Origin of the sequence: Pseudomonas sp. BN414, from assembly GCF_029871275.1 — a bacterium.
Lineage (GTDB): Bacteria > Pseudomonadota > Gammaproteobacteria > Pseudomonadales > Pseudomonadaceae > Metapseudomonas > Metapseudomonas resinovorans_C.
On the sequence record NZ_SSOL01000050.1, the window covers coordinates 69,852 to 85,190 of the forward strand.

General features: G+C 64.7%; 11 protein-coding genes. 10 read left to right on the forward strand and 1 reads right to left on the reverse strand.

What is annotated here, in order from left to right; all coding sequences use genetic code 11:
* The first annotated feature begins 193 nt into the window (after positions 1–193).
* The 4 genes from E8E95_RS09980 (at position 194) to E8E95_RS09995 (ending at position 7,092) form a co-directional block, all read left to right on the forward strand.
* Positions 194–1,774, forward strand: coding sequence for a mechanosensitive ion channel domain-containing protein (locus E8E95_RS09980; protein ID WP_280349709.1), 1,581 nt, complete (start codon positions 194–196; stop codon positions 1,772–1,774).
* Positions 1,771–3,456 carry an aspartate-alanine antiporter gene (gene aspT, locus E8E95_RS09985; RefSeq protein ID WP_280349682.1) on the forward strand — a complete coding sequence of 562 codons (1,686 nt, stop codon included), beginning with the start codon at positions 1,771–1,773 and terminating at the stop codon, positions 3,454–3,456. Before E8E95_RS09980 ends, aspT begins: the two co-directional genes overlap by 4 nt.
* Before the next feature lie 658 nt (positions 3,457–4,114).
* Positions 4,115–6,427, forward strand: coding sequence for a tetratricopeptide repeat protein (locus E8E95_RS09990; RefSeq protein ID WP_280349683.1), 2,313 nt, complete (start codon positions 4,115–4,117; stop codon positions 6,425–6,427).
* A 158-nt stretch (positions 6,428–6,585) separates the two neighbouring features.
* Positions 6,586–7,092 (forward strand): DUF3015 domain-containing protein, encoded by a 507-nt coding sequence (locus E8E95_RS09995; protein WP_280349684.1) that lies wholly within the window; start codon positions 6,586–6,588, stop codon positions 7,090–7,092.
* A 351-nt stretch (positions 7,093–7,443) separates the two neighbouring features.
* Here E8E95_RS09995 and E8E95_RS10000 read toward each other — a convergent pair whose 3' ends face one another.
* On the reverse strand, positions 7,444–8,679 hold the full coding sequence (locus E8E95_RS10000; protein ID WP_280349710.1) for an OmpP1/FadL family transporter: 1,236 nt from the start codon (positions 8,677–8,679) through the stop codon (positions 7,444–7,446).
* Between the two features lie 316 nt (positions 8,680–8,995).
* Between E8E95_RS10000 and E8E95_RS10005 the strand changes: the two genes are divergently transcribed.
* The 6 genes from E8E95_RS10005 to E8E95_RS10030 are packed head-to-tail and all read left to right on the forward strand — an operon-like array spanning position 8,996 to position 15,336.
* Positions 8,996–9,970, forward strand: a complete 975-nt coding sequence (locus E8E95_RS10005) for a MoxR family ATPase (protein WP_280349685.1) — start codon at positions 8,996–8,998, stop codon at positions 9,968–9,970.
* Positions 9,971–9,984: 14 nt separating this feature from the next.
* Positions 9,985–10,935: a DUF58 domain-containing protein gene (locus tag E8E95_RS10010; RefSeq protein WP_280349686.1), complete on the forward strand. Its 951-nt coding sequence runs from the start codon at positions 9,985–9,987 to the stop codon at positions 10,933–10,935.
* Positions 10,932–11,438, forward strand: coding sequence for a DUF4381 domain-containing protein (locus tag E8E95_RS10015; RefSeq protein ID WP_280349687.1), 507 nt, complete (start codon positions 10,932–10,934; stop codon positions 11,436–11,438). Before E8E95_RS10010 ends, E8E95_RS10015 begins: the two co-directional genes overlap by 4 nt.
* The gene (locus tag E8E95_RS10020; RefSeq protein ID WP_280349688.1) at positions 11,425–12,426 is read left to right on the forward strand and encodes a VWA domain-containing protein; all 1,002 of its coding nucleotides are present in this window, start codon (positions 11,425–11,427) and stop codon (positions 12,424–12,426) included. Before E8E95_RS10015 ends, E8E95_RS10020 begins: the two co-directional genes overlap by 14 nt.
* A gap of 1 nt (position 12,427) precedes the next feature.
* A complete protein-coding gene (locus E8E95_RS10025; protein WP_280349689.1) occupies positions 12,428–14,029 on the forward strand; it encodes a VWA domain-containing protein in 1,602 nt (533 codons plus the stop codon).
* Positions 14,026–15,336 carry a hypothetical protein gene (locus E8E95_RS10030; RefSeq protein WP_280349690.1) on the forward strand — a complete coding sequence of 437 codons (1,311 nt, stop codon included), beginning with the start codon at positions 14,026–14,028 and terminating at the stop codon, positions 15,334–15,336. The genes E8E95_RS10025 and E8E95_RS10030 overlap by 4 nt, the downstream gene beginning before the upstream one ends.
* Positions 15,337–15,339: the final 3 nt, after the last annotated feature.

Genomic DNA, 15,339 nt, shown 5'->3' on the forward strand with positions numbered 1-15,339 from the left:
TGATGCGGTTGGCTGTTGTCTGTACAAGGTACTCGCGTGCCTGAATCCCGATTCGATTTCGCGAACTGGACTAGGCTGCAACTCGCCAGGCCAGGAATCGGGGGTGCCTGGCGGACAACGAGAACGGGCCGGAGTGCGCTACATGGATAAAAGGATCAGTTGGTGGGGAGCCACGATCTTCTGGATTCTCTCGATGGCGCTTTCCGCCGTCGCACACGCGGCGGAGGAGGTAGCGACCACGGTGGCGGAACCCGCCGAACTGAAAGTCGCCAACCGCAGTATCTTCGTCTTTCGCGCCACGTTCCTCGGTGAATCACCCGCTGCCCGTGCCAGCCGCGCGGGTGCGGTGATCCGCGAAGTGCTCGACGGCACCGAGGAAGCCGAGGTCAGACTCGACAGCATCCAGGACAGTTATATGGTCCTGCTGGGCGACCGACGCGCCTTCATCGTCTCGCCGAACGACCTGGATGCCGGTGAAACTTCAGTGCGCGAGGACGCCGAAGTGGCGGTGCAAAAGCTGCGCCAGGTGGTTGCGGAATCGGCGGAGGCTCGCAGCCTGCGCTTCCTGCTGACGGCCGGGGGATTCTCCGCAGCAGCGACGCTGCTCTATATCGGACTGCTGAAACTGCTCGGCTGGGCGCACCGCCGGGCGCTGTCCTGGCTGCCAGGACGCATGGGCCGGCACACCAGCGCGCTGAGGATCGGCGAGACGCAGCTGGTGGATAGCAGCAACCTGTTCCCCGTGGTCCGACGCCTGTTGGCACTGGTGTTCTGGTCATTGGTGCTGCTGCTCACCTATGAATGGCTGAGCTTCGTGCTGCAGCGATTCCCCTATACCCGGCCCTGGGGCGAAAGCCTCAACGAGTACCTGGTGGATCTCGTGCACTACATGCTGGATGCCATCGTCAGTGCGATTCCGGGATTGGTCATCGCGCTGCTGATCTTCTTCATCGCACGGGGTATCAGCGCCTTCAGCAAGCGGCTGCTGGAGCGCCTTTCCCGCCCGGGCACCATCAGCTGGCTCAACCACGAGACACTGCAACCCACAACGCGCCTGACTTCGCTGGCCATCTGGCTGTTCGCCCTGGCCATGGCCTATCCCTACCTGCCCGGGGCTGGGACCGAGGCATTCAAGGGGTTGTCGGTGCTGATCGGCCTGATGATTTCCCTGGGCGCATCCAGCGTAGTGGGGCAGGCGGCCGCGGGGCTGATCCTCACCTACACCCGCACCCTGCGCCCCGGCGAGTACGTGCGCATCGGCGATAACGAGGGTACCGTCACCGAGCTGGGGATGTTCACCACCAGCATCCGCACCGGCCTCGGCGAGGTGCTGACCATTCCCAACTCGATGATCACCGGCTCGGTCACCCGCAATTACTCCCGCGTCGTGCAGGGCCAGGGCTACGTGGTGGATACCACCGTGACCATCGGCTACGACACAGCCTGGCGCCAGGTGGAGGCCATGCTGCTGGAAGCTGCGCGGCGCACGCCTGGCATCCTCCAGAAACCGCTGCCGCAGGTGTTCCAGACGGCGCTGTCGGACTTTTACCCCGAGTACCGGCTGGTGGCCCAGGCCGTGCCCAGCGAGCCGCGTCCGCGCGCCGAGCTGCTGACCATGCTGCACGCCAACATCCAGGACGTGTTCAACGAGTACGGCGTGCAGATCATGTCGCCGCACTACCTGGGCGACCCCGCGCAAGAAAAATGGGTGCCGAAAGAGCGCTGGTACCCAGCTCCAGCCAAGGATGCGGATCAGGAAGGGAACGGGCGATGATCGATTTCGTCATCGCTGCGCTGCGCTCGCACCCGGAAATAGCTGTTTTTCTGGCGATTGCGCTGGGCGTGCTGGTCGGCCGGATAAAGCTGGGCAGCTTCCACCTGGGCTCGGTGGCCGGCGCCTTGCTGATGGGGCTCGTCATCGGCCAGATTGGCTTGGAGGTGCCCGACGAGCTGAAGTCGGTGTTCTTCGTGCTGTTCATCTATGCCGTGGGCTTCAAGAGCGGGCCGGAATTCTTCGGCAGCCTCAACCGCGGCACGCTCAAGCTGGTGCTGTTCTCGGTGGTGCTTTGTGCCACCGCCCTGGGCGCCATCCTGCTGATGAATTCGGTTTACCACTTCGACGCCGGATTTACGGCTGGCCTCGGCGCCGGCGCGCTGACGGACACCGCGATCATGGGCACCGCCAGCAGTGCCATCGCCCAGCTGCCTTTGGACGACGCGGCCAAGGCCCAGCTCAACAGCCACATGGCCATCGCCTATGCCATCACCTACCTGTTCGGCACCATTGGACTGATCGTCTTCGTCGGCAGCATCGCGCCCCGGCTGCTGGGCGTGGACATGCGTACTTCGGCGCGGGAACTGGAGCTGGAACTGGGCATCGCCAGCAACGAAGAAATCATCAGCATCCCTTACACGCGCATCGTGGTACGGGCGCACCAGGTTGCGGAAGGCGGCGTGGCGGGTAGCACCATTGCTGACATAGAGCAGTTGCACCCGACCATGAGCGTCGAGCGCGTGGTGAGGGGCGGGCAGATTATCGAACGCGATCCGGGCCTGGTGATTCGGGCCGGGGACATCGCGGGGATCTATGCGCTACGGGAGGCCGTGGGCCAGTTGGCCGAATGGGTAGGACCGGAAGAGGATCATCCCCAGGCGCTCTCTTTCCCGACCCGCTCGGCAGATATCGTGCTGACCTCCGGCGAGCTGGCCGGCAAGACCCTCCACGAAATCAAAGCGTGCCTGCTCGGGGCGGAACGGATGGGCTGCTTCATCAACACCATCACCCGCCAGGGGCTTGAATTGCCGCTGCTGCCCAATACCGTGCTGCGGCGTGGCGACGTCATCTCCCTCACTGGGCGCACCTCCAGTGTCGAGGCACTGGCCGCCCAGGTGGGGCGGGTGCGCGAGCGCAGCTACAAGTCCGACATCGCTGTGCACAGCCTGGGCATGGTGGCGGGAGCCTTGCTGGGCATGCTTTCGACCCATGTCGGGATGATCCCCATCGAGCTGGGCGTCGGTGGCGGGGTGCTGCTGGTTGCACTCCTGATCGGCTGGTACAACTCCCGGCATCCCGAGATCGGCGCCTTGCCACCTGCGGCGCAGTGGGCTTTCTCCGAGTTTGGCCTGACCGCATTTGGCGCAGTAGTGGGGCTGTTGGCGGGCCCAGCGGCGATTTCCGCGATGCAGGAGCAGGGCATCTCGCTGCTGATATCGGGGGTTGTGGTGACACTGCTACCACCGTTGGTGGCGCTTTACTTCGGCCGCTATGTCTTGCGCCTGCACCCCATGATCCTCTTCGGCGCCCTGGCTGGCGCCCAGACCGAAGCGGCGTCGATGAACAAGATCATCGAGCAGTCGGGCAGTAATACGCCGGTCATTGGTTTCACCGTCTGCTACGCCATCTCCAACGTGTTGCTGGCCGTGTGCGGGCCGATCATCGTGTTCGCGTCGACCTAGGGGCGTATCGCGCCCGGTGAGGGAGATCCATTCATACTCGGTATCCCTGTGGGGGCGATTTCATTCGCCAAGGGCAACGCAGTTGCCCCAGGGTCGACCTCGCGAAACCCATGGATTCCGAACCGCATGGGTTTCGTGCCTCAACCCATCCTGCGGGTTGCAAGACGGCGCTGTGGGTAGGGTGGATGACGCTTTTTCCATCCATCAATGCTCCGCGCCACGGTGTTGGGCCTCGTTCCTCGGACCAACCTACGGGTTGCGAGATGGCCCTGTGGGAGCGACTTCAGTCGCGAAGCGGACTCACGGCGAAACCTTCGTGCCGTCCTCCAGCTGCCTGCAAAAAACGTCCGCCGTTTTTCGCATGCACCTTGCGGCGCACTCGCGCCAATGTTGTTTCGGGCTGTCAAACCCGGCCACGGGATTGACCGCGGCCGGGGCAGGATAGGGAGGGTGGAACTGGAGAGCAAGGGGAGGCGGCTGGCTTTGTTCGACGGCGCTCTGGCACGTGCCCGGAGTCCGCTGTATTCCATCGGCCTTCCTCGTGCCATTCGACAGACAGATGCTGGAGGCATGCACTAGTCTGAAGTGCGCACATGGGGTGTGCGAACAGAACAAGAGCCCGGAACAGGGCGATTCGAATTGACCGTGGAGCAAGGGAATGGGGTGTTTCAAGAGCGGGGGGAACGGGTTGTTCCGCTGCGTGGTGCTGCTGATGCTGCTCGGTCTACAGTCGGCCTGGGCCGAAGGTGTCGGCCGCATGCCCGGGCAGTCCAGCGAGGCGGAAGGTTACGCCGATGGCGCCAGTTGCCTGGGTTGCCACGCCACCGAGGCCGGCCAATGGAAGGACTCCGACCATGGCTGGGCCATGCGCAAGGCAGAAGCCGGCAATGTGCTGGGTAACTTCGACGCGGCGACTTTCGACGAAGCCGGGGTCAAGGCGCGCTTCTTCCGCAAGGGCGACGATTACTTCGTCAACACCGAAGGCGAGGACGGCAAGGTTGCTGACTTCCAGGTCCTCTACACGTTCGGCTTCTCCCCGTTGCAGCAATACCTCGTCGCCCTGCCGCGCGGGCGGTTGCAGGCCCTGACCATCGCCTGGGACAGCCGCTCCAAGGCGGAGGGCGGACAGCGCTGGTTCTCCCTCTATCCAGGCCAGCGATTCGCGCCGAACGACCCGCTGCACTGGACCGGGCGCTACCAGAACTGGAACTCGATGTGCGCGGATTGCCACTCGACGCGCCTGATGAAGCACTACGACGACAAGCAGGACAGCTTCTCCTCCACCTGGCATGAGCAGACCGTCGGCTGCCAGGGCTGCCACGGTCCGGGTCAGGCCCACGTCGACTGGGCGAAACAGAACAAGTCGGCCAACAAGACCTATGCGGCGGCTGCCGATCTGGGCCTGAAGGTCGACTTCAAGGCCCTGGGCAGCAAGGGGCTGGTGGAGCAGTGCGCGTACTGCCACAGCCGCCGGCAGAGTCTGGGCACGGGGCAGGAGCCGGGGCAGCCGCAGCTGGACCAGAGCCTGCCGGCCACGCTGCGTGCGGGCCTCTACCATGCTGACGGTCAGATCGACGGCGAAGTCTACGAGCACGGCTCCTTCACCCAGAGCAAGATGTATGCGGCCGGGGTCGCCTGCACCGACTGCCATAACCCGCATACCACCCAGGTGCGGATCAAGGGCAACGGCCTCTGCCTGCAATGCCACAACACCAACCTGCCGCTGGCGCGCTTCGCCAGCCTCCAGGCCAAGGACTACGACAGCAAGGCTCACCACCACCATGAGCCCGGCACGCCCGGTGCGCAGTGCGTCAATTGCCACATGCCAAGCAAAACCTACATGGTGGTGGACCCGCGCCGCGACCACAGCCTGCGCATCCCGCGTCCCGACCTGGCGGCCAAGTCCGGCAGCCCGGATGCCTGTACCAGTTGCCACCAGGATCAGAAGCCCGCATGGGCGGCGACAGCCATCGAAGGCTGGTATGGCAAGGCGAATCGCCCGCCACACTACGGTGAAGACTTCCATGCTGTGCGCAGTGGTCAGGGAATCTCGCTGAGCCTGCTCGGCTCGGTGCTGGCAGACAAAGGCAAGCCGGCCATCGTCCGCGCCACCGCCGCCGAGCAGATGGCCGACCTTGGCCCGCCGGCTATCTCCAACCTGCAATGGGCGCTCAAGGACGACAGCGCGCTGGTACGTGCCTATGCCGTTTCGGGCTTTGCCAGTGTGCCGCCAGCCGAGCGGCTGAAACCTCTGCTGCCGCTACTGGAAGACCCGACCCGCGCGGTGCGTGACGAAACCGTCCGTGCCCTGGTCGATATCCCGCCGGAGCAACTGCCGGCCGAGCGCCGCGAGCCCTTCAGGTCCTTGCTGGCCGACTATGAGCGGCGCCTGCGCGGCAACGCTGACCTGCCCGGCGGCCGCCTCAACCTGGCAGTCATGCTGTCGCGCCAGGGGCGCGATGGCGAGGCGATGGAGCAGTACCGCCAGGCGCTCAAGCTCGACCCTTACTTCTCGCCTGCGCGGGTCAATCTGGTGACGCTCGCCAGCTCCTCCCAGCGCCTGGATGAGGCCGAGCAGTTGCTGCGCGAGGGCCTGGCACTGGAAAAGATGCCGGAAACCGACCATGGCAATCTCGCTTACATGTTGTCCTTGCTGCTGGTCGAGCGCGGCAGGGCGGATGAGGCGTTGAACTGGATGGAAAAGGCCGCAGTCGAACTGCCTGGCAATTCACGCATCCGCTACAACCAGGGCCTTCTGCTATCGCGCATGAATCGCCGCGGTGACGCGCTGAGCGCGCTGCGTAGCGGGCTGGAACAATCCCCTGCGGACGCGGACCTGCTCTATTCGCTGATCTACCTACACGCCGTGGAAGGCGAGCGGAACGAGGCGTTCGAGTACGTCAAACGTATGCGCGAAGTGGCGCCCGACGACCCGCGTTTGCAAGCGATTGAGCCTTACTGGAAGCAGTGAATCGCGGCCAGCAGGGCAAGCGGCGGGCTTTCCTGCGAGATCGCATTTGAAAGTCGTTGGGGTCTCGCCTAAACCTTCAGGACGTTTACGTGTCGTTCAGCGTGGAAGTCGTACGTGCAGTCACGTGACTTGCTGTTCATCAACCAAGGAATGAAAAAATGACAAACAAACTCATTGGCAAGGCCATTATTTTCGGACTTCTCAGCACTGCCGGCGTCGCGGCGCAGGCGGGGCAGGCCGGGGGCGGTGGTTGTGGCTGGGGGAACATGGTATTCGAAGGCCAGAGCGGCCTGATCCCGCACCTGCTGGCCACCACCACCAACGGTACTTCGGGCAACGCCACCTTCGGCCTGACCTCAGGTACCAACGGTTGCGACTCCAGCGTGAAGCTGGGTTATGGCGGCCGCTCGGTGTTCGCCATGAACGGCATGCTCGACAGCATCGCCGAGGACATGGCCCAGGGTCAGGGCGAAGCCCTGGATGCCTATGCCACCCTGCTGGGCGTCGAGCAGGCTGACCGCGCCCACTTCGCGAAGGTCACCCAGGCCAACTTCTCGACCATCTTCGCCAGCCCCGACGCGACCGGCGAAGAGGTACTCGCCGCGACCCTCGACGTAATGAGTCGCGACCAGCAACTGGCCCGCTACGCCAAGCTGCCGAGCTGATACCTCGAACAAACGAAATTGCCCTCTTCAGAGGGCATTTTTGTGGGTGGCAAAAAACCGTAGTAGCGAGCTCTGCTCGCGAACGACGTCGCTGGGTAGGGCGGATGTCGCGCTTCACATCCACCATCGATGCAGCGTTCGACCGCCATGGTGGGTCGGTGAATCGTGACCCACCCTACGGGGCTGCTGCGCAGCCCATCGCGAATGAATTCGCCCCCACAGGAAGAGCACCTTTTTGTGGGCGGCGGAATAACGGTAGGAGCGAGCTCTGCTCGCGAACGGCGGTGGCACGAACTTCCTGTAGGTTGGCGCAGAGCGAAGCGAAGCCCAACAGCCAGGTTGCCTGTGCCCTCAGAACCGCCAAGTCGCGCCGCCACCGATGATGTGCAGCGAGGTGTTGTCGTAGCTGCCGGACAGACTGTTGCCCGAGCGCTGCTTGGTCTGTTCCACGTCCATGTCGCCCAGCCAGATGAGGGTATAGGCCATGTGCAGGTCGAGTCCTTCGTCGATCTGGTAGTTCACACCTGCGGCCAGGCGCCAGGATTCGGCCATGGGGTTGTCCACGGTACGGTCTTCGTCGTCCACCGCTGAGCTGTCATAGCCAACGCCCATGCTCCAGCGCAGCTTATCGGTGGCCTGGTACTGGGCGCCCACCGACGCGTGCCAGGTGTCCTTGTACTGGCGGTCCACGCTTCGACTGGTACCGAAGTTGTCGGCGTCCACTTCGACACCGATGTTCCCGAACTCGCTCCAGTCCTGCCAGCCGAGGCTGGCCAGTAGCTTCCATTGCGAATCCAGGTCGTGGGCGATGCTCAGTACCGCGGTTTGCGGAACTTCCATGTCGATGTCCAGGCTGTCCACGTTCAGCTGCCGTAATGCCAGGTTCAGTAGCGGGTTGCTGATGTCGTCGACGCTGGGGCGGTCGGAGAATTCCAGGTCCACCTTGCTGGTGTAGGCGAGGCCGACGTGGGTGCGCTCATTCACCCGATACAAGAGGCCGATGTTGAAGCCCACGCCGAAGTCGGTGTCCTTGTATTCGAGTTGGCCATCCGGGCGGTCGACCAGGCCGAGCAGGTTGTTGTTGACTGCCACCTCGGTGCGGTAGTAGCCGTACATCATGCGCGGCCCGAAACCGATGGAGAGGTCGTCGTTGATCTTGTAGGCGTAGGTCGGTTGCAGCGACACACCGATGATGGCCGCCTCCTGGGTGAAGTAGCGCCCAGCCCAGTCGTCGTCGTAGTCGAGCGCGAGGCCGAAGTTGCCGTACATGCCGAAGCCGATGGCAGCCTGGTCATTGATCTGGTGGCTGACGAACAGGCTCGAACCCGGCAGGTACTGGAGCGCGTTGCCCCCTTCGTTACCGTCGAACTGGTTGCCGGCATCACGGGAGAAACGGATGTCGCCGAGGATCACCTGGGCGTTCGCGCTGATCTGGGTGCCAGGCAGTTCCGTAAGACCCGCGGGGTTGTTCATCAGCACGCTGGGGTCGGTGGCCAGCGCCGCGGCGCCCGCGTTGGCCAGGCCCGCGCCTTCCTGGCCGGCCTCGTAGATCAGGATGCCACCCGCCCAGCTCGTCGCTGACAGCATCCAGAGTGCTGAGGCCAGAGCAGTGAGTCCGATGGGGCGCGTGACTGGGTAGCAGGTGCTGAACATGGCGCGTCCTCTGCAGTAGGGCTAATCCCCGGGTTCGTTCTCCAGCCTAGATGCTCGTCTCTGCAGCGCAACACAAAATCCGGAGCTTGCTGGCGCATGAACCACTTGCGGCTAGAGTTACCGGACCGCAGTTCACGAATGCGTCCGGTGTAGGCGATCCAGGCCCGAGCAGGGCTGGCCGACAGTGCGCCACTCCACGCAAGCGTCGATGGTCAACTTTCTGAACCAGGCTCAGTCAGGGAATGAATAAGTGACTACACGCGAGCAGATTGCCGAGTTGGAAGCCAGCGTTTCGGAACTGGTGCTGGGGCAGGCCCATATCATTCGCCACGTGTTGTTGGGGCTGTTGGCCAACGGCCATGTACTGCTGGAAAGCCTGCCGGGCCTGGCCAAGACCCGCACGGTCAAGGCACTCGCCACCCATCTGGAGGCGCAGATGCGCCGCATCCAGTTCACCCCGGACCTGCTGCCGTCAGACATCACTGGCGGCGAGATCCTCCAGCAGACCGCCGAGGGCAACCAGATCAAGTTCCAGCCGGGCCCGCTCTTCGGCAACGTGATCCTCGCTGACGAAATCAACCGCGCCCCGGCCAAGGTCCAGGCCGCTCTGCTGGAAGCCATGGAGGAGCGGCAGATCACCGTCGCCGGCCAGAGCTACCCGATGCCGGGCCTGTTCATGGTGCTGGCGACGCAGAATCCCATCGAGCAGGAAGGTACCTACCCGCTGCCGGAAGCGCAGATGGATCGCTTCCTGATGAAGCTGCAACTGGATTACCCGAAAGTGGAAGACGAGACGCAGGTCCTGCGACTGGTGCGGGGCGAGGAACAGGCTGCGCAGGGTACGCGCCAGGAGCCGGTGCGGCTGCCTCAGGAGGTGGTGTTCGCGGCGCGGCGAGAACTGGCCGGCGTGCATGTTTCGGACGCTATAGACCGCTACCTGATCGATCTGATCAACGCGACGCGCCACCCAGCCGACTACGACGCCGACCTCGCCCGCTGGATCAATATCGGTGCCAGCCCTCGGGGCGGCATCAGCCTGGACCGCGTATCACGGGCCCACGCCTGGCTGGCGGGCAACGCGTTCGTCTCGCCGGACGATGTGCGCGCCGTGGTGCACCCGGTCTTGCGCCACCGTCTGCAGCTTTCCTATGACGCCATCGCCGACGGCGTGAGTGCGGACCAGGTCCTGGACCGCCTGCTGGACAAGGTGGCGATCCCTGCCTGAGTGGACCCATGGCCATGCAACAGACGCAAACGGCTCCAGATGGCTTCGTCTACGTTTCACTCGCCCAACTGATGGCGCTGGAGCATCGCGTCCGTGGCCTGAGTTTTCATTCCCGTCAGCCGTTGTCGAGCATTCTCTCCGGCAACCACGCTTCGCGCCTGCGGGGGCGCGGGCTGAGCTTCGACGAGTTGCGCCACTACATTCCCGGCGACGATCTGCGGCACCTCGACTGGCGGGCGTCATTACGCTTCGGCAAACCCTTCGTGCGCACCTATACCGAAGAGCGCGACCGGCCGACGCTGGTGTTGGTGGATCAACGCATGAACATGTATTTCGGCTCCCAGCGCTACTTCAAGTCGGTGACGGCGGCGGAGCTGGCAGCCTTGTCCGCCTGGATGGCCTTCCATTCTGGCGACCGCGTGGGCGGCCTGGTGTTCGACGATCAGCGGGTGGAGCACATCCGCCCGTTGCGCAGCCGCAACCGGATCGAAGCCTTGTGCGCGGCAGTGGTCCGGGCCAATCACCGCCTGAGCGTCGACCTACCCGACAGCGAGGGTAGCGATCAGCTCGACATTGTGCTGCGCAGCTGCATCGGCGCAGCGGGCCACGACCACCTCATCTGCATCATCAGCGACTTCGCCGGGGTCAGTACGCAGACATTGCAACTGCTGCGCCAGCTCAGCGCGCACAACGATGTGATCGCCATGCAGGTCTACGACCCCATTGCGCTAAACGTTCCCGAGAAGGGTCGCGTCACCGTGACCCAGGGGGAGTTGCAGGTGAAACTGGAGGTGGAGCGGCGCCAGGTCCAGCGCCCCCTGGGCGAGTTCCTCGCCGGACGCTTGCAGGAGGTAGCCGAATTGCTGCGTCGCAGCCAGGTGCCGGTGATGATGATCAACACCGGCGAGGACACCCTCGACCAGGTGCGGCGCGAGCTGGGTCGGCTATCGGGGATGCCGCGATGAGCACTACCGCAGCGCCGAGCATCGATCAACTCAAGGAGCTGGCCCTGCCAGTGCCTCCCTACAGCTACTGGCCCCAGACCTGGGGCTGGCTGGTGCTGTTGCTGGTGGTGCTGGCCGTTGCCCTGGTGTGGGGCACCCTGATATGGCGGCGCTGGCAGCGTGACCGCTACCGGCGGGAAGCGCTGGTGCGGCTGGATACCCTGGTGGGCGCACTGGATGACCATGAGCGGCGCCTTGCGGCCATGCGCGAGCTGCCGGAGCTGCTCAAGCGTGTCGCGCTGTCCATGCCCGATGCGCCACCCGTAGCGCGTCTGGGAGGCCAGGAGTGGCAGCGGTTCCTTGCCGAGCGCGCCCCGGCGCCTTTGCCGGAAGGCTTCGCTGGGGGCCTGTTCGTCGTCGCCTATGCGCCGGATGCACGGCTCCTGGCCATTCCCGATGCGAATGTGCGGTCGTTGTTCGCCACCAGCCGGCACTGGATAGAGGCGCACCATGTGGCAGTTTGACTATCCCTGGGTGCTCTTCCTGCTGCCTCTGCCGTGGTTGGCGTGGCGCTATCTGGGTGAATACCGCGAGGCTCGCAGCGCCTTGCGAGTACCGTTCTTTTCGGCCATGAGCCGCGCCGTCGGCCAGGTGCCGGGGGCCAGCGGGGGGCGGGGAGGGCGCTGGCAAATACTGCTCAACCTCCTGGTCTGGGCCCTGCTGGTAGCGGCATGCGCGCGACCGGTGTTTGTCGAAAAGGCCATCCAGCACGAGCAGCCGATCCGCGACCTGATGCTCGCCATCGATATCTCCCAGTCCATGGAGACCACCGACTACACCGATGCCAGCGGCCGCCAGGTGAATCGCCTGGTGGCGGTGAAAGGCGTGGTACGCGACTTCATCGAACGGCGCAAGGACGACCGCATCGGCCTGATCGTATTCGGCACCGGCGCGTACCCGCAGGCACCGCTCACCCTCGACCACGCCAGCCTGCGCGTGCTGCTGGATGAGGTCGGTATTGGCATGGCCGGGCCGAACACCGCCCTGGGCGATGCCATCGGGCTCACCATCAAGCTGCTGGAAAACACCATGGAGCAGGAAAAAGTGCTGATCCTGCTCACCGACGGTAACGACACCGGCAGCGCCATCACCCCCGTCCATGCGGCGAAGCTGGCGAATGCGCGCGGGATCATCGTGCACACCATCGGCATCGGCGACCCCGATGCCACTGGCGATGCCAAAGTGGACCTGGAGACCCTCCAGGACATCGCCAATACCACGGGCGGACTCTTCTTCCGGGCGGATGATCGCAGCGCACTGCAAGAGGTGTACGCGACACTCGACCGACTTACGCCTCACAAGGTGAAGACCTTCAGCCACCAGCCCAAGCGGGACCTGTTCTGGTGGCCGCTGGGCGCGGCGCTCCTGCTCCTGGCGGGCTGCCACTTGCTCGCGGCGCTGTTCGGACGGGTTTCCCGGGGCGCGGCGGCCCAGACGGAAATGGAGCACTGAGATGACCATCGACCTCAGTGCCTTCCACTTCCTGCGGCCGCTCTGGTTGCTGCTGATACTGCCGGGCGTGCTGCTACCGGTGCTCTGGATTCGCCGCCACGACCTCAAGCGTCAGCTCAACGGCGTTATCGCGCGGCACCTGATGGAACGGCTGCTCATTACCCCGGAAGATCATCAACGCCTGCGCCCGGTCTACCTGCTTGGGGCTCTATTGGCACTCGGTGGCCTGGCCGCCGCGGGGCCGACCTGGGAACAGGACAACCCCGCCTTCCTCGACAACCGGGCGCCGCTGATCCTTGCGGTCGACCTCTCGCCATCCATGGATGCCGACGACGTGCCACCCACGCGGCTCGCCGCCGCCAAGCACAAGCTGCATGACCTGATCCAGCGCCGGGCCGGCGCCCGCACCGCGCTGATCGCCTACGCCGGCGGGGCGCACCTGGTGCTACCCGCCACCGAAGACCCGGCGCTATTGGATACCTTCGTCGAGGCGCTGGCCACCGACCTGATGTCGCAACCGGGCAAGGACGTGCTGGGAGTGATCGATGAGGCGCGCAAGATTCTCAATGCGGAAAAGGCACCTGGCACCCTGGCGCTGGTCACCGACGGTGCCGACGCCGGCCAGTTCGAGGCAATCGGCAAGCGCCTGACAGGCGGGGATCTGCAGGTGCTCGTCCTCGCCGTCGGGAGTCAGAATGGTGGCCTGGTACGGGATGCTCGCGGCCAGCCGCTGATTGCCGCCGACGGCCGCCCGGTCGCGGCGGCCTTCGATGAGGAAGGCCTGAAGCGCCTTGCCGATGCAGCCAATGCCCCCCTCGGTAGCCTGACCCTGAATGACGACGACCTCGACTGGATCGAGCTGCACGCCCAGCAGCACTTCCAGGCTGTGCAGGGCGATGGCCGGCAAGTGCACTGGAAGGATGCCGGCTACTGGCTGTGCTGGCCGCTGGCGCTGATTGCGCTGTGCTGCATACGGCGTGGCTGGCAAGTGCACTGGCTGGGCGGAATACTGCTTGCGGTCTCGCTGCTCGGAACCCCCGTTCCCGCGCAGGCCGGCGCTTTGGCGGATGCGTTCTTCACTCCCGAGCAGCAAGGGCGCTGGGCCTTCGAACACGGGCATTTCCCAGAGGCCGCCGCGCACTTTACCGACCCATACTGGAAAGGCCTGGCCGCCTACCAGGCAGCAGATTTCCAATTGGCCCTGGCCAGCTTTGCTCGGCTGGACAGCGCAACCGCGTACTTCTATCTCGGCAACACCTACGTCCGCCTGTTCAAGTTCCCCGAGGCCATCGCCGCCTACCAACAGGCGCTGCAGAAGCAGCCAAAGTTCCCCGAGGCAACTGCCAACCTGGCCCTGGCCGAAGCGCTGCTGAAGGATTACGCGGACCAGCAGGAAGCCGGTACACCCAACGAGAAGCCCGACAAGGTGGTGGAAGACCAGACACCTTCGCAGGGCGGCAAACAGGTGCAGCAGGACAAGGCCCAGGCGGCCTCCGACCAGGTCTGGTTGAACAACCTGACCACGTCCCCAGCGATGTTCCTCAAGCGCAAGTTTTCCTTGCAGGAAGCCGCGCGCGAGCAAGCCAAGGAGGCTTCCCAATGAAACGGCTGGCGTGGCTGTTGCTGCTCTGCTTGCCATGGCTGGCGCAAGCGGCCGAGCCCGAGGTGCGGGTGCAACAGCGTCTGGTTCCGGCGGATGGCGCGGTGGTCGGCGGAATCGTCACGCTGGAGGTGGATCTGCTGGTGGACACCTGGTTCACCGCAGCGCCCGTCCTGCCGAAGCTCGACCTGCCCGGCGCGGTGGTGACGCCGCCCACCGGTGAAGCGCAACACCTGACCGAGCAGCACGACGGCAAGACCTTCTTCGGCCTGCGCTACACGTACCAGATCACCCCACAAACGGCGCGGCGTTTCGACATCCCGGTCCTGGAGTTCCAGATTCAGCCGGGGCAGGCGAGCGGGCCGGTGAAGATCAAGGGCCAGCCGCTGTCCTTCGCGGCCAAGGCCCTCGTGGGCGCGGGTGATGAGCAGCGGCTGGTGGCGAGCAGCGTGAAGCTCACCCAGGACATCCAGCGCTCCCACGAGCCGTTGCGCCAGGGCGACAGCATTACCCGACGACTGCGGGTGGAGGCGGAGGGCGCCCAGGCCATGCTCATCCCGCCGCCCGTGTTCGCCGATGTCAAAGGGCTCAAACGCTACGTCCAGACGCCCAAGGTGCAACCGCTCAGCGACGGCCGTGGCGGCACCAACGGTGGCGCCCGCGACGACTCCGTGACCTACGTGATCGATGATGCGGGCACCTTCGAACTGCCGGCCATCGAGCTGAAATGGTGGGATGCCACTACCGGCGAAGCGCACAGCATTTCAGTGCCGGCTGTAAAGCTCGAAGCGGCCAAGGGCGCTTACCAGGCGCCGTTCTCAATCAACGAAGACCTGCGCGCGTTGGGGCAGAAGGCTCAGGTGAGGGTTTCCGGCCACTGGCTGCTACTGGCCGTGCTGCTGTCGCTCGCGGCCGGGCTTGCGTACTTCGGCCGCCCCTGGGCGCGCGCCGCACTGGCTGGGTGGCAGCGTTGGCGAGCGGCCCGCCAGCAGGCCTGGCTGGACTCCGCCGAGCATGCTTGGCAACTGGCTCGACAACAGTTGGCAGCTCGCCCGGCGCAACTGGGTGGGCTGTACCTTTGGGTTCGCCGAAGTACTGGCAGTCGGACACTGTCGGAATTTTCTCAGCCGTTGCCCGACCGTATCGCGAATCGTTTGCTAGCCTACTTCAAGGCTCGCTACGGGTCGGAACCTTCCGACAATCAAGCAGCTTCCGATCTGTCGCAGGTATTGCCCGATGTGCGGCGCGTGGCAGCTGAACCGAGTAAGAAAGGCCGTGCCAGCCACGGATTGAAACCGCTCCATCCCTGAGCC